At 65.7% G+C, this 15,114-nt stretch carries 13 protein-coding genes and 2 pseudogenes; 7 read left to right on the forward strand and 8 right to left on the reverse strand.

Features of this window, described 5'->3' with window-relative positions:
- Position 1: 1 nt before the first annotated feature.
- A complete protein-coding gene (gene rpsR / locus BES08_RS01795; protein ID WP_007686754.1) occupies positions 2-226 on the reverse strand; it encodes a 30S ribosomal protein S18 in 225 nt (74 codons plus the stop codon).
- Positions 227-231: 5 nt separating this feature from the next.
- A complete protein-coding gene (rpsF, locus tag BES08_RS01800; protein ID WP_008832807.1) occupies positions 232-594 on the reverse strand; it encodes a 30S ribosomal protein S6 in 363 nt (120 codons plus the stop codon).
- 380 nt (positions 595-974) lie between these two features.
- On the opposite strand from rpsF, the gene BES08_RS01805 reads away from it, so the two are divergent.
- Entirely contained in the window at positions 975-3,629 is a 2,655-nt protein-coding gene (locus tag BES08_RS01805; RefSeq protein WP_069707540.1) for a M1 family metallopeptidase, read from the forward strand.
- Between the two features lie 143 nt (positions 3,630-3,772).
- Here BES08_RS01805 and BES08_RS01810 read toward each other — a convergent pair.
- From BES08_RS01810 to phaZ, 3 genes and pseudogenes are all read right to left on the reverse strand, one after another.
- Positions 3,773-4,030: pseudogene (locus tag BES08_RS01810) on the reverse strand (polyhydroxyalkanoate depolymerase); the annotation flags it as partial.
- A gap of 90 nt (positions 4,031-4,120) precedes the next feature.
- On the reverse strand, positions 4,121-5,455 hold the full coding sequence (locus tag BES08_RS01815; protein WP_069707542.1) for an IS5 family transposase: 1,335 nt from the start codon (positions 5,453-5,455) through the stop codon (positions 4,121-4,123).
- A gap of 186 nt (positions 5,456-5,641) precedes the next feature.
- Positions 5,642-6,628: pseudogene (gene phaZ, locus BES08_RS01820) on the reverse strand (polyhydroxyalkanoate depolymerase); the annotation flags it as partial.
- A 95-nt stretch (positions 6,629-6,723) separates the two neighbouring features.
- Between phaZ and BES08_RS01825 the strand changes: the two are divergent.
- Positions 6,724-7,398 (forward strand): glutathione S-transferase, encoded by a 675-nt coding sequence (locus BES08_RS01825; RefSeq protein WP_231958129.1) that lies wholly within the window; start codon positions 6,724-6,726, stop codon positions 7,396-7,398.
- Between the two features lie 28 nt (positions 7,399-7,426).
- On the opposite strand, the gene BES08_RS01830 is transcribed toward BES08_RS01825, so the two are convergent.
- Both BES08_RS01830 and BES08_RS01835 read right to left on the reverse strand, forming a co-directional pair.
- Positions 7,427-7,756, reverse strand: coding sequence for a DMT family transporter (locus tag BES08_RS01830; RefSeq protein WP_069707543.1), 330 nt, complete (start codon positions 7,754-7,756; stop codon positions 7,427-7,429).
- A 357-nt stretch (positions 7,757-8,113) separates the two neighbouring features.
- Positions 8,114-8,938 (reverse strand): flagellin N-terminal helical domain-containing protein, encoded by an 825-nt coding sequence (locus tag BES08_RS01835; RefSeq protein ID WP_069707544.1) that lies wholly within the window; start codon positions 8,936-8,938, stop codon positions 8,114-8,116.
- A gap of 173 nt (positions 8,939-9,111) precedes the next feature.
- Here BES08_RS01835 and BES08_RS01840 point away from each other — a divergent pair, with 173 nt between their 5' ends.
- Complete coding sequence (locus BES08_RS01840; RefSeq protein ID WP_069707545.1) at positions 9,112-10,056, forward strand: DUF808 domain-containing protein; 945 nt, start codon at positions 9,112-9,114, stop codon at positions 10,054-10,056.
- Between the two features lie 138 nt (positions 10,057-10,194).
- On the opposite strand, the gene BES08_RS01845 is transcribed toward BES08_RS01840, so the two are convergent.
- Positions 10,195-11,619 (reverse strand): glutamate ligase domain-containing protein, encoded by a 1,425-nt coding sequence (locus BES08_RS01845; RefSeq protein WP_069707546.1) that lies wholly within the window; start codon positions 11,617-11,619, stop codon positions 10,195-10,197.
- Between the two features lie 58 nt (positions 11,620-11,677).
- Between BES08_RS01845 and BES08_RS01850 the strand changes: the two genes are divergently transcribed.
- The 4 genes from BES08_RS01850 to fabG all read left to right on the forward strand — a co-directional run bounded on the left by BES08_RS01850 (position 11,678) and on the right by fabG (position 14,958).
- Positions 11,678-12,487 (forward strand): LD-carboxypeptidase, encoded by an 810-nt coding sequence (locus BES08_RS01850; protein ID WP_036523314.1) that lies wholly within the window; start codon positions 11,678-11,680, stop codon positions 12,485-12,487.
- A 42-nt stretch (positions 12,488-12,529) separates the two neighbouring features.
- Complete coding sequence (locus tag BES08_RS01855) at positions 12,530-13,057, forward strand: VOC family protein (protein ID WP_069707547.1); 528 nt, start codon at positions 12,530-12,532, stop codon at positions 13,055-13,057.
- 117 nt (positions 13,058-13,174) lie between these two features.
- Positions 13,175-14,110, forward strand: a complete 936-nt coding sequence (gene fabD, locus BES08_RS01860; protein ID WP_036523317.1) for an ACP S-malonyltransferase — start codon at positions 13,175-13,177, stop codon at positions 14,108-14,110.
- A gap of 83 nt (positions 14,111-14,193) precedes the next feature.
- A complete protein-coding gene (gene fabG / locus BES08_RS01865) occupies positions 14,194-14,958 on the forward strand; it encodes a 3-oxoacyl-[acyl-carrier-protein] reductase (protein ID WP_008830968.1) in 765 nt (254 codons plus the stop codon).
- Positions 14,959-15,114: the final 156 nt, after the last annotated feature.

Consider the following 15,114-nt stretch of genomic DNA (forward strand, 5'->3'; position numbering starts at 1 on the left):
CTTACTTCACGATGAAGGGAAGCAGGCCGATGTGGCGGGCACGCTTGATAGCCTGGCCCAGCTCACGCTGCTTCTTTGCGGAAACCGCGGTGATGCGGCTGGGGACGATCTTGCCACGCTCGGACATGAAGCCCTGGAGCAGACGAACGTCCTTGTAGTCGATCTTCGGCGCGTTCTTGCCCGAGAACGGGCAGGACTTGCGGCGGCGGAAGAATGCACGTGCCATGGAAATCAGTTCCCTTCACGTTCGCGACGGCGAGTACGCTCGCGGTCGGTCTTGCGCATCATGACCGAAGGGCCTTCCTCGTGCTCGTCGACGCGGATGGTCACGTAGCGGATGACGTCTTCGTTGATCTGCGTCTGGCGCTCGAGCTCGGCGACGACGTCGCCCGAAGCCTCGATGTTCAGCATCACGAAGTGAGCCTTGCGGTTGCGCTTGATCTTGTACGCGAGATTCTTGAGGCCCCAGGTCTCGGTCTTGACGACCTTGCCCTGGTTCGACTCGACGATCTCGGTGGCGGCGGCAGCAAGCGCATCGACTTGCGCCTGGCTGAGGTCCTGGCGTGCCAGGAACACGTGCTCATATAGAGCCACGGCAGCTTCCTTTATCTAGTCTAACCGATCGCTGGCGACTCGCGGGATTGCGAGGCCCCTCCGGCTTTCTTTGGGTTTCCCTGTGTCCTCGGACTTTGGGGAAGGGGCGCGCTTAGCGGATTTTGGACGGAATGCAAGCGCGGTGTGGGCAGAGAAGGGGGAAGCCCACCCCCGGCCCCTCCCGCAGGCGGGAGGGGAGAAGTGAGGTCAGCCCTCCCGCTCGCGGGAGGGCCGGAAGGCTTGGCAGCTTGCTGCCTAGCCGGACGGGGTGGGCCCTGTGACTCCCGCAGCGTTTAAAATTGCACACAACAGGTAAATTGTTGCGTGCTCGCGACAGGACGTTAGCAAGGCGTGATCCCCCCATCTGGTGTGAGTCGTCCATGAAGAAACCGTATCGTCGCGCCGCGCTGGCGCTTCTCGCCGGCGTTGCCCTTCCGTTTTCCGTTTCAGCGCAGGAAGTTGGCACTGCTTCCACGACCAAGGGCGCCACGGCGGAGACGGTGACCACGCAGCTTCCGCGCAGCGTTCGCCCCAGCCACTACGACATCACCGTCACTCCCGATGCCAAGGCGATGACCTTCGCGGGCAAGGCGGCGATCACGGTCGACGTGGTCGAGGCGACGCAGACCATCACGCTGCAGGCGGCCGAGCTGACGATCGCCAAGGCAGCGCTCACCAAGGGCGGCAAGAAGGCCGGTACGCCCACCGTTTCGCTCGACGAGGCCGCGCAGACCGCGACCTTCACGTTCGCCAAGCCCATCGCCCCGGGCAGCTACGTGCTGTCGATCGACTATGCGGGCAAGATCAATACGCAGGCCTATGGCCTTTTCGCGCTGGACTACAAGGCGGCCGACGGCTCGGCCAAGCGCGCGCTGTTCACCCAGTTCGAGAACTCGGACGCGCGCCGCTTCATGCCTTCGTGGGACGAGCCGTTCTACAAGGCGACCTTCAGCCTCAAGACGATCGTGCCGACCGAGGAAGTCGCCGTCGGCAACCTGCCGGTGGAAAGCCGCAAGGATCTGGGGGGCGGCAAGACGCTGGTGACCTTCGGCACCAGCCCCAAGATGTCGACCTACCTGCTGTTCTTCGGCCTCGGCGATTTCGAGCGCAAGACCAAGATGGCGGGGGACACCGAAGTGGGCGTGCTCACCAAGAAGGGCGATCTGGCGCAGGCGGATTACGCGCTGGGCGCCTCGGCCGACCTGCTGCCGTGGATGAACGAATACTTCGGCGAGAAGTACCCGCTGCCCAAGCTCGACCACATCGCGGCGCCGGGGCGCAGCCAGTTCTTCTCCGCCATGGAGAACTGGGGCGGCATCTTCTACTTCGAGAACGCGATGCTGCTCGACCCCAAGATCGCGTCCAACGCGCTGCGCCAGCGCATCTTCACGGTCGTCGCACATGAAATGGCGCACCAGTGGTTCGGCGATCTCGTCACGATGTCGTGGTGGGACGACCTGTGGTTGAACGAGGGCTTCGCCTCGTGGATGGAAAGCCGCGCGGCTGCGAAGTTCCACCCCGAATGGCACCCCGAACTGACCGCCACCGGCGAGCGTGAGCGCGCCATGGACCAGGACGCCTACGTCACCACGCACCCGATTATCCACCACATCGCGACCGTTGAAGAAGCCAGCCAGGCCTTCGACAACATCACCTACGCCAAGGGCGAGGCGGTGATCCGCATGCTCGAAGCCTATGCCGGTTCGGACGAGTGGCAGAAGGGCGTGCAGGCCTACATGGCGCGCTACAAGCACTCCAACACCGTCACCGACGACCTGTGGCGCGAGATCGACAAGGCTTCGGGCAAGCCGATCAGCCAGATCGCGCACGACTTCACGCTGCAGCCGGGCATTCCGCTGGTGAAGGTGACGTCCTCGTGCGCCGCCGGTTCGACGACGCTGGCGCTGGAGCAGGGCGAGTTCACCCGCGACCGCGCCGACAAGCAGCCGCTCGCCTGGCGCGTGCCGGTCAGCGCTGCGGGCACGGACGACACCAGGGCCGAGACGCTGCTGCAGGGCAAGGGTTCGCTCAAGGTCGCGGGCTGCGGTCCGGTCGTCGTCAATGCGGGCCAGTCGGGCTACTACCGCGTGCTCTATGATGCGAAGACCTTCGCGGGTCTGGTCAAGGGCATCGCTTCGGTGCAGCCGGTCGACCAGCTCGGCATCCTCAACGATGCGGTGGCGCTCGGCTACGCGGGCAACCAGCCGATGGCCGACATGCTCGACGTGGTGAAGAACCTGCCCGCCAATGCCTCGCCGCAGGTGATGGAGCGCGCGGCCAAGGTGATCGGCGGCCTAGCCGACTTCGCCAAGGACAACGCGAAGCGCAAGGCGGCTCTCTCGCGCTTCGCCACGAAGCGCCTGCTGCCGGTGCTGAACACGCTGGGCTGGGAGCCGAAGGCGGACGAGCAGGCCACCGCCGGCGACCTGCGCGCCACGCTGATCGACACGCTGGGCGCGCTGGGCGAACCCTCGGTGGTCGCCGAGGCACGTCGCCGCTTCGCCGATCCGGCCTCGATCGATCCCTCGGTGAAGGTGGCGGTGCTCACCGTCGTCGCGAAGAACGCGGACGCGGCGACCTGGGACAAGCTGCACACGATGGCGCAGGAAGAGACCTCGGCGCAGGTCAAGACCACGCTCTACTCGCTGCTGGGCCGCGCCAACGACAAGGCGCTGGCCGACAAGGCGCTGGCCCTGTCGCTCACCGACGAGCCGGGCGTGACCACCAGCCCGGTGATCGTCAGCGCCGTCGGCGGCGAGCATCCCGAGCAGGCGTTCGACTTCGTCCTCGCCAACTACGATGCGGTGATGAGCCGCGTCGATAGCTCGGGTGCGACGCGCTACGTCGGGCGTCTGGCCACCGGCAGTTCCGATCCGGCGATGCCGGCCAAGCTGGACGCCTATGCGAAGCAGCGCCTCGCGGCCGGTTCGCGCCGTCCGGTGGACGAGGCGATCGCCAAGATCCAGAACCGCATCCAGGTCGGCCAGACCCGCATGCCGGAAGTGGACGCCTGGCTGGCGAAGCAGGGGTATTAAGGAGCGCTTCATCCTCCCCGTCGCGTAGCGATGGGGAGGGGGACCGCCGCCGCAGGCGGTGGTGGAGGGGGAGCTGACGCCCCCTCCGTCAGCCCTGCGGGCTGCCACCTCCCCATTGCTTCGCAACAGGGAGGATTTGGCTATCAGGCCATCGCCAGGATCATGGCTCGCACTTGCGGATAGACCTCGCGCTCCCACTTCGAGCCCGAGAACACGCCGTAATGCCCCACGCCCGGCTGCAGGTGGTGCCGCCTCAGGTGGGGCCTCAGGCTGGTACACAGCAGGTGCGCCGCCGCCGTCTGGCCCACCGCGCAGATGTCGTCGCGCTCGCCCTCGACGGTGAGCAGCGCGGTCTTGCGGATCGCCGCGCAGTCCACCCGGCGGCTGCGGTGCACCAGTTCGTCGGCCGTGAACAATGCGATGTTCGTTTCGGCGACGGGTAGATTGCGTCCGATGTGCCGTGAGGGGTTTATCGAACTGGTAGGCTGCTTTCAGGCAGCGGCCATTTTGGGCAGGACTGGGGATAGCCAGGCGGCGATGAGGGCGCGCAAAAGCGCAGTCAGCCATGCGACGAGCAACCTGAGATTGTGCCCCGCGGCGACCAGGATGGCGTTGATGGCATCGCCGGTGGCACCGGCGAGGTGATTGCGCTCGAGCAGGCCATCGGACTTGGTGTGACCGATGATCGGTTCGATGGCATTTCGTCGCCTGAGCTCGCGCTTGATCGTGGGTGAGGTGATCCCGCGGGTGTGGGCGATATAGACCCTGGCCTGCCCGCCATGCTTGTGCCCCTTGTAGCCGCGATCGACATAAGCCCGCTCAACGGTGACGCCGGTCAGGCGCTCGACTTGCTCGATCTGCCCGGACAGGGTGTGGCCATCATAGGGGTTGCCGGGCAACGCCTGCATGCCGACGATGAACTGGCCGCCGGCGGTGCGGGCGTTTGTCACCGCGATCGAGGTCTTTACCCCGAACTCGTAGCGGGTCCGCGCCTTGCCCTTGGCGATGCATTCCACCTCGGGCGCGTGCAGGGCATAAAGCTTGTCCGTGCTGCCAGCCTTCTGGGTGAGGATCTTCGCCACCCGCTCGCGGACGACGGCAAAGGCGGCCTCGAGTTCCTCATTTCCGGCGATCTTGCGGCCGATGTCGCGGTCGAGCCGGCCCAGCCAGGTGCGAAGTTTGCGCACCCAACGCATCGCCTGCTTGTGACCGCGCCCGTGGATCAGCCGGGAGACATCGCGCCGAGCCTGGCGGCCCACCCGCAGGAATGACTGGCGCAGCTTGATACCGTGCTTGCGGGCAATCCGGTTCAGCCACTCGATGCCGCGTAGCAGCAGGTGGCTGTCGGTGGGATGGGCAATCGCCTTGGTCTGTACAGTCGTGTCCACCGTCACCCGCTCGCAGGCCTGCGGCGGCATTGCCCTTGTTTCCATCGCCACGCGCAGCGTCTCGGCGAGCAGAAGTTCCAGCTTGTCGGCCCCGATCCGGTTCCGCCAGCGCGTCATCGACGAGCGATCCAGTGGCAGCTTGTGGCGGAAGTACTGCTCACCGCAAAAGAATTGGTGGTACGGGTTCTCGACCCAGCGGGCGCAGACGGCTTCGTCCGACAGGCCCTCCATGTGCTTGAGCAGGTGCAGGCCTGCCATTAGCCGCGTCGACAGCCCAGGGCGGCCTTTCTCATGGTAGAACCGTCCATAGGCCGCATCGAACCGTGACCAGTCGATCAGCCCCGCCAATTTCACCAGCGCGTGTTCCATGTCGACCATGTTGTCGAGCTGACTGCGGAACAACTCGTCACTGCGCTGCGCGGGCTTCTTCGGAGGCATCGGCAAAACCTCTTCGTTTCGTCCAACTCAATGAATCACGACCCGACTTGCGAGGAAAGCCCCTACGTGCACGGGCGCGCGTAATCGCAAGCTTTTCGTCCGATTTCCCCAAAACCTTGCAAATTCGATTACTTCATATCCACCAAAACCCACGCCTCCCTGCGGGCTTCAGCGCTTTTCACAGACGACCAGTTCGCCCTTCGCCAGCTGCGCCTGCTGGAACACCCGGTCGATGGTTTCGAGGTAGAACTCCGCCGTCATGTCCAGCACCGCGAGGTACTCGTCGTAGAAGTCCTCGATCTTCGCCGCTTCGTCCATCTCCAGGTCGGCGAGGTGCTGGTAGAGCTTGCGGAACTGCGCATTGTGCCGCCCCATGTTCATCGACATGAACGCGGTGAGCTGGATGAACCCCGGATAGACCTTGCGTCCACCGCCCTTGTAGCGCCACGGAACGGTGTGGATGAGGTTGTTCTCGAACCAGTCGTAGCTCTGCGCATTGGCAAGCTCGTTCACCACCGTGGGGGATTCGCGTACGTCCACCGGCCCGCCAAGCAGCGACATGGTGCGCGGCTGGCACGGGTCGTCGTCCTGTGCCATCAGCGCCACGGCCGCCAGTACCGGCACGCAAGGCTGGCACACCGCCAGCACGTTGGCGCCGCGCCTTGCCGCCGGATCGCCGATCTCCTGCAGGAAGCGAATGACGTAGTCGATGTATTCGTCCAGCCCGAACTTGCCTGCGGAGAGCGGCACGTCGCGCGCGTTCTTCCAGTCGGTGATGTAGACGTCGTGGTCGCGCAGCAGCGTCGCGACCGTATTGCGCAGAAGCGTGGCGAAGTGGCCCGAAAGCGGCGCCACCACCAGCACTTTGGGTTGCGGCGTGGTCACCTCCGGCTTGGCGAAGTGGAGCAGATCGCCGAAGGGCAGGGCCAGCGCCACGTCCTCGACCACCGGCGTCATGGTATTGCCGCAGAGCACTTCATCGATGTCGTAAGGCGGGCGCTTGTGGGTGATCGTCGATTTGTCGAACGTCTCGGCCAGAGCGAACAGGCGGCGCGCCATCGGCATCGTCTTCGCCCCGCCCAGGAACTTGTCGCGAAAACCGGTCGCCGCGCGTGCGGTCAGGCGCGCCGGGGTCAGGACGTCGCAATAAGCCTGGTAGGCGTCATAGAGCATCCGCAATATCCCTCAGGCACCTCGCGATTCGGCGAGTGTGCACGCAAACGGTTGTACAATCATGCTGCGCTGCATCATAACGTTAAGCAAGCTGAATGAAGGGGCAGGTCATGGTCGATTCCGGTGCAACGCTGACGATCTCCAGCAAGACCTATTCGGCGTGGTCGCTGCGCGGCTGGCTGCTGTGCCGCCTTGCCGGGCTGGAGGTGACCGAGAAGATGGTCGCCAACGATGCCGCCAACCGCGCGGAACTGCTGCTGCTCTCGCCCTCGGTGCTGGTGCCGCGCCTGACGTGGCAGGGAGCGAGCGTGTGGGACACTCTGGCGATCGCCGAGTTCCTCAACGAGCAGTTCCCCGGCGCGCAGATGCTTCCGGAAGACCCGATCGCACGGGCGCATTGCCGCTCGATCTCGGGGGAGATCCACTCGGGCTTCACCAATTTGCGCTCGGCGCTGCCGATGAACCTGAAGGTGCGCCATGCGAAGTTCCCTGTGTTCTCCGGCGCGCGTCCGGACATCGAGCGCATCGAGGCGATTTGGCTCGAGTGCCTCGATCGTTACGGCGGCCCGTTCCTGTTCGGGGCGCAGCCGACCGTGGCGGACGCGATGTATGCCCCGGTGACGACGCGCTTCGTCAGCTACGCGGTGGCGTTGCCGGAGCCGTGCGAGGCCTATTGCCGGACCATCGCCGAATGGGACCCGATGCGCGAATGGATCGCGGCTGCAAAGGCCGAGCCGGAAGAAATGGAAGAACTCGACGTCGAGTTCTGATGAGGACGGCCGCCGCCCGGCATGCCCGTCAGTGCGCGGAGGCCGAGGAAAAGGTGTTCATGACGACGACACCGCTGATGATAAGGGCCATGCCGATCACGGCGGCGGTATCCAGTTTCTGGCCCTGGAAGACCCACGCCGCAGCTGAAATGAGAACGATCCCCGCCCCGGACCAGATGGCATAGGCAACGCCGGTCGGGATCGTGCGCAGCGTCAGCGACAGGCAATAGAATGCGACGGCATAGCCGAGGATGGTCGCTGCCGCCCAAGGCAGGCGGGTGAAGCCTTCGGACTGTTTCATCGCAGTCGTGGCGAACACTTCGGTGAGAATGGCAATGGCCAGCATGATATAGTTCATGCCTGCCCACGTAGCACATGGAGTATGGCGGGATTTGGGCAAACCGAACGCCCGCTTTCCTACACCCCGCCCGGTCCGATACCTTGCGCCAATGCCCGGTCGAACCGCTCCGCCCCCCATAAGGTTACACCACAAGTTGACACCTGCCGGTCGCAAGGTGACACATCTCGTGCAAAATGTGTCACCTTGCGCCCGCAAGGTGACACTTTCCGGCCTAAGGTGACACCTTTGCCCTCTGGACCGTGTCAACCGTGTAAACCTGTCACCTTGTGCAGACACGGAAACGCCCGACGGTCGGGGGAAACGACCGCCGGGCTTCCGGACCTTCCGGGGGAGGAAGGCAGTGCAAGCGTTGGATCAGCGCAGCAGCGAGAGGACGTTCTGCTGGCTCTGGTTGGCCTGCGCCAGCATCGCGGTGGATGCCTGGCTGAGGATTTGCGCCTTGGCCATCGCGGTGGTTTCGGCCGAGTAATCGGCGTCCTCGATGCGGCTGCGGGCGTCCGACAGATTGGTGGTGGTGTTGGTCAGGTTGTTGATCGCCGATTCGAGGCGGTTCTGGCCGGCACCGAGCGAAGCGCGGGTGGCGTTGACGTCCGATAGCGCCGCATCGACGTTGGTAAGCGTGGTCGCCGCCTTGGTCGCATCGGTCACGTCGAGGGCAGTCGCCGAGACCTTGGTGCCGTCGATCGCCTTGGAGGTCAGCACGACCTGCTGGCCGCCCTGCGAGCCGGTCTGGATGTTGAAGGTCAGGTCAGCGCCTGCGGTGGTCGAGATCAGCGTGTTGCCGTTGAACTTGGCCTGCGTGAAGCTGTCGTTGATCTGCGTGGTGAGCGCGGTGACTTCCTGCTGCATCGCCGCGCGGTCCGAGGTCTGGTAGGTGCCCGATGCCGACTGGATCGCCAGTTCGCGCACGCGCTGCAGCATGTTGCCGACTTCCGACAGCGTGCCTTCGGCGGTCTGGGCCAGCGAGATGCCGTCGTTGGCGTTGCGGATGCCCTGGCTCATGCCGCGGATCTGCGAGGTCATCGAGGTCGAGATCGCGAGGCCCGCCGCATCGTCCTTGGCCGAGTTGATGCGCTTGCCGGTCGACAGGCGCTCCATCGCGGTGCCGAGAGCCTTGTTGGCCGAATTCGATGCGTTCGAGGCGCGGATCGCGCTGATGTTGGTGTTGATGACTGACATGTGTTGAACCCCGGTAAGCCTTTCGAGCGGCCCCGGAAGTGGAGCGCTCTTCACATGTCCAGAAGAACGGCGGGTGCGCGCAGGATTTAAGTCCGTTTCGCTTTCGCTTGATCACAGGCTGATTACCCCGCATGCAGCGGCTTCGTTCGCACTTGCAAACAAAAGGAAATAGAATGCCTTCCGGCCTTGTCGCCCTGCTTGACGACGTTGCGGTCATCGCTCGTGCCGCTGCCGCCTCCATGGACGACGTGGCGGCGGGGGTGGCCAAGGCCGGCACCAAGGCGGCGGGCGTGGTGATCGACGATGCGGCGGTGACGCCGGGCTACGTCACCGGCTTTACGCCCGATCGCGAACTGCCGATCATCTGGAAGATCACCAAGGGCTCGCTGTTCAACAAGCTGGTGATACTGCTGCCGGTGGCGCTGCTGCTGAGCGCCTTCCTGCCGATGGCGATCACCCCGATCCTGATGGCGGGCGGCCTCTACCTCGCGTTCGAGGGCGCCGAGAAGGTGCTGGAGAAGCTCGGCGGCGAGAAGCACGGCGAGACGCTGGACGATCCGGTGAGCGATGTCGCCACTTTCGAGAAGACCCGCGTTGCCGGGGCGATCCGCACCGACCTGATCCTCTCGGCCGAGATCATGGCGATCGCGCTGTCGCAAGTGGAGGATTCCAGCTTCATCGCCCGCGCCGTGGCGCTGGCGGTGGTGGGCGTGCTCATCACCATCGGCGTCTACGGCGCGGTGGCGCTGATCGTGAAGATGGACGACGTCGGCCTGCACCTGACCAAGAAGCCGGGCGCGAGCGCGCAGGCGCTGGGGCGCGGGCTGCTGAAGGCCATGCCGATCGTGCTCAAGGTTCTGGGCAGCGTCGGCACGGTGGCGATGCTGTGGGTCGGCGGCGGGATTATCCTCCACGGGCTGGAGGAACTGGGCCTGCCCGCGCCCGCACACGTCGCGCATAGCGTCGAGCATGCGCTGGCCGAGGCGACCGGGCCGCTGGGGCCGGTGTTCGGCTGGCTGGGCTACGCTGTGGCTTCGGCAGTGGTCGGGCTGGTGCTGGGCGCGGTGGTAGCGGTGGTGGTGCACCTCGTCGCCAAGGCGCGCGGCAAGGGACACTGAGGCGGAGTTTGAAGGCGGCGTCGTCCCGGACTTGATCCGGCACCGCTGGCCGTGGACAGCCCGGATCGAAGCGGGGCGCCCTGCCGATAGCCCTCGCCTGAAGACCGCCACCGATCCCGGATCGAGTCCGGGACGACGTCAGGGCAGGGCGGCCAGAACATCCTTCGCGAACACCGTCAGCGTATCGTCCCGCGCGCCCATGATGACCACGCGGTCGCCTGCCTGCGCGATTTCGGCGATCCGCTTCCCGCAGTCGGCGCGGCTGGGCACGTATTCCGCCTTGCCGCCGTGGCTTTCGATCAGCCGGACAATGCGTTCGGAGCCTTCGCTGCGATCCACGGTGCCGCCGAAGTAGACCGGGTCGCAGAGGATCGTCAGGTCGTCCGGCCCCAGCAGCCTTGCGATGACTTCGGCCAGTTCGGCACCCATCTGGCGTAAAGGGCCATAACCGTGCGGCTGGAAGAACGCGATGACGCGGCCCGGATGCACCTTGAGCGTCGAGAGCGTCGCCGAGACCTTGTCCGGGTTGTGCCCGAAGTCGTCGATCACCGCGATCCTCGAGGGCGAGGTGCCGACCACGTCGAAGCGCCGCGCCAGCCCCGCGAAGCTGCCGAGCGCGGCCACCGCCTCGGCAACGGGCACGCCGGCGGCATTGGCGGCAGCGATCGCGGCGAGCGCATTGTAGAGGTTGTGGCGGCCGGGCACCTTCAGCGTCAGCGCATGCTCGGTGCCGTCGCGCCTGTCGAGGATCGTGGCGGACAGCGAAGTCGGCCCCTCGACCACGTCTATCGCGGCGATCTGGGCTTCGGGCGAAGTGATCCCGAAGGTCACCAGCGAGCGCGCCCGATGGGCCAGCGTGGCGGTTTCCGCATCGTCGAGGTTGATCGCCGATACTTCGGCGCGGGCGAGGAAGTCGCCGAACAACTCGCGCAGTTCCTCGAGGCTCTTGTGATCGAGGCTGACGTTGCCCAGCACCGCCACCTTGGGGCGATAGAGCGCGATCGAGCCGTCGCTTTCGTCCACCTCTGACACGAAGGCATCACCCTGTCCGACGCGGGCACTGGCAAAGGGCGCATCGGGGCGGACGAAGTTCTTCATCACCGCGCCGTTCATGATCGTCGGATCGCGACCTGCCGCGGTCATGATCCAGCCGGTCATGCCGGTGACGGTCGATTTGCCCGAGGTGCCGCCAATGGCCACGCCGAAGGGCGCGGCATTGAACAGTGTCGCCAGCAGTTGCGCGCGGCTCATCCGGGGGCACCCGAGCTGCGTCGCCCGTACCACTTCGGGCACAGTGTCCTCCACCGCAGCCGAGGCCACCAGCGTCTGCTCGGCCGAGATCACGCCGCTGCCGTCCTGCGGGAACAGTTCGAAGCCCAGCGATTCGAGCCAGGCGAACTTCTCGGGCGTCCGGCCCTGGTCGCGGCTGCGGTCCGAGCCGCCGATGCTCGCGCCGTGGCCCTTGAGGATCAGCGCCAGCGGCAGCATGCCGGAGCCGCCGATGCCGCAGAAGAACCAGGGGTGAGTAGTGAGGTCGCTGGAGGGTGTTGGCAGGTCGGTCATAGACCGCAAGCCGTATGCGGCCTTGCCCGCCGTGACAACCTCGATAGGAATGCATGGCATGACACGTATCGCCGTCTGCGCACCGTCCACCCCGATCACCCGCGAGGATGCCGAGGCCGTCCGCGCGCTCGCCGCTGCCGAGTTTCCCGGCGTGGAACTCGTCGTTCACGAGCAATGCTTCGCGCAGGAGGGGCACTTCGCCGGAACTGACGAACAACGCCTCGGTGCTCTGCTGGAGTGCGCCAACGATCCATCCGTCGATGCCGTGTGGTTCGCGCGGGGCGGCTACGGTGCGTGCCGGATTGCGGAGGCCGCGCTGGAGCAGATGGGTCATGCGGCGGTCGGCAAGACCTACCTCGGCTATTCGGACGCAGGCTATCTGCTTGGCGGGCTCTATCGCGAGCGGATCGGCAAGCCCGTCCACGGCCCCATGCTGGCGGACATTCGGCGCGCAGGTGGCGCCGATGCGGTGCGCCGTGCGCTCGCCTACCTCGCGGGTGACAAGCAGGGCCTCGAACCCTCGCTTGGCGGCGAGCGCCACGCCGTCGCCGCCTTCAACCTGATGACGCTGGCCATGCTTGGTGGCACGCGGCTGATGCCGGGGCTCGCCAACCACGTGGTCATGGTGGAGGAAGTCTCCGAATATCTCTACGCCGTCGACCGCCTGTTCTTCCACGCGACCGCGCATCTCGGCGGCATCGCGGGCCTTCGCCTCGGCCGCGTCAGCGACGTGCCGGAGAACGACCGCCCCTTCGGCACCGATGCCGAGCAGATCGCGCGCTACTGGTGCGAACGCCACGCGATCGCTTTCCTCGGCGTGGCGGACATCGGTCACGATGCCGCAAATAAGATAGTTCCCTTCGGCTGACGAAGACGCCACTCTCCAGCTCAAACAGAACGGGAGAGATTGATGGCGCCCTTGCCGATCCGCCAGATCGCCTACTTCGTGCCGGATGTGCGTGCCGCTGCGCAGGCACATTCCGCGGCCTTCGGCTCCGGGCCTTACTACGTGGCCGACCATATCGCGCTGACCCGCGCCGTCCATCGCGGGGTGGAGCGCGAACTCGATCACTCCAGCGCCTACGGCCAGTGGGGCGAAGTGATGATCGAGTTCTGCCAGCAGAACAATCCCGGCCCTTCGGCCTTTCATGACCTCTATCCGGAAGGCTCGGGGAGGGAGGGACTGCATCACGTAGCCTTGTTCGTCGATAATCTGGATGCAGCCGTCGCCGACTTCACCGGGCGAGGGGCTACGCTGGCGCTAGACGCGCAGATGACCAACGGGTTCCGTTACGTTTTCCTCGATACGATAGCGACTTACGGGCACATGCTCGAATTGTACGAGCCGACCGACAACCTCAAGGGCTTCTACGAATACGTGCGGCGCAAAGCGGGCGACTTCTCGAAGGGCGTTACCCAGGACATCGCTTTCGGGTGACGTGCGTGTCTCAGGGCTTGCCCTGAGCGGCCAAGGTCAATAACCCGCCGCGCCACAATCGATTCGCAATCGGCGAGAGGCTCCCCGCCCGCCGTGCAAGCCAAGGAGCGGTCGCAGATGCGTGCATTCGTTTTCCCCGGACAGGGTAGCCAGAAGGTCGGCATGGGCGCCGAACTCGCACAGGCCAGCGCCGTCGCGCGCGAGGTCTTCCAGGAGGTCGACGAAGCTCTCGGCCAAAACCTGTTCCGCATCATGAGCGAAGGCCCCGAGGACCAGCTCACCCTCACCGAGAACGCCCAGCCTGCGATCATGGCGAACGCCATCGCGGTGCTGCGCGTGCTGGAGAAGGAAGGCGGCATCAGCCTCGCCGACAAGGCGGACTTCGTCGCCGGTCACTCGCTGGGTGAGTACACCGCGCTCTGCGCCGCAGGGGCCTTCAGCCTTGCCGACACCGCGCGCCTGCTGAAGCTGCGCGGCCAGTCGATGCAGGCCGCCGTGCCGGTCGGCGTGGGCGCCATGGCCGCGCTGCTGGGCGCCGACATCGAGAAGGCCACTGCGCTCGCCGAAGCGGCGGCCGAGGGTCAGGTCTGCACCGTCGCCAACGACAATGACCCCACGCAGGTCGTGATCTCGGGCCACAAGGAAGCAATCGAGCGCGCCATCGCGCTGGTCAAGGATCACGGCATCAAGCGCGGCATCGCGCTGCCGGTCTCGGCACCGTTCCACTGCCCGCTGATGCAGCCCGCCGCCGACGCCATGGCCGAGGCGCTCGCCGCGACCCCTCCGGGCGCGCTGCGCGTCGCGCTGTTCGCCAACGTGACAGCGGCGGTGGTGACTGACCCGGCCGAAGTCCAGCGTCTGCTGGTGGAGCAGGTCACCGGCCGTGTCCGCTGGCGCGAGAGCGCCATCGCGATGCACGCGGCGGGCGTGGAGCGCTTCGTCGAGATCGGCGGCAAGGTCGTCGGCCCGATGATCAAGCGCTCGGCGGGCGAGGTGGACGTCGTGGCCGCGATCTCGATGGCTGAGATCGAGGAGCTGGCCAAGAGCCTCTGATTTTCCGCATGGCCCCGGGCTTGACCCGGGGCCATGCGCCGTCTGATTAAGCATCGCCGGGATGGCGATCTAGGAGTTTTGCCATGTTCAACCTCAACGGAATGACTGCCCTGGTGACCGGCGCAAGCGGCGGGATCGGTTCGGCCGTGGCCCGCGCTCTGGCGGCGCAAGGTGCGCGCCTCGCAATTTCGGGCTCTAATGCCGACAAGCTGCGCGCCTTCCGCGAAGAACTCGACGAGCACACCCCGCAGCATCTGCAGGAAGTCGACCACGTCTCCATCGCCTGCAACCTGGGCGATGCCGAGCAGGTCGAGAAGCTGGTCCCCGCCGCGCTCGAGTCGCTGGGCAAGATCGACATTCTCGTCAACAACGCCGGCATCACGCGCGACAACCTCGCGATGCGCATGAAGGACGAGGAGTGGGATCAGGTGATCCGCATCAACCTCGAATCGACCTTCCGCCTGATGCGCGCCGTGACCAAGCCGATGATGAAGGCGCGCTATGGCCGCATCATCAACGTGACCTCGGTGGTCGGCACTACCGGCAACCCCGGCCAGATGAACTACTGCGCGGCCAAGGGTGGCATCACCGCGATGTCCAAGAGCCTCGCGCAGGAAATCGCCAGCCGCGGCGTGACGGTGAACTGCATCGCACCGGGCTTCATCCGCACGCCGATGACCGACGTGCTGCCCGACGCGCAGAAGGACGCGCTCAACGCCCGCATCCCGATCGGCCGCATGGGCGAGGGCGACGAGATCGCTGCCGCCGCCGTGTACCTTGCCAGCAAGGAAGCGGGCTACGTCACCGGCCAGACCCTGCACGTCAACGGCGGCATGGTGATGGTGTGATATGAGGCCGGGGAGGGGCCTTGTCTCCTCGCCGCAACCTCATTCGTCATTGCGAGCGAAGCGAAGCAACCCAGGGCAGCCCAATGCTGCCCTGGGTTGCTTCGCTTCGCTCGCAATGACGTCTATATGGCAACTAGCGGGATCGATTGGGCCGCA

This window comes from Novosphingobium resinovorum (assembly GCF_001742225.1).
In the GTDB taxonomy this organism is placed as follows: Bacteria; Pseudomonadota; Alphaproteobacteria; order Sphingomonadales; family Sphingomonadaceae; genus Novosphingobium; species Novosphingobium resinovorum_A.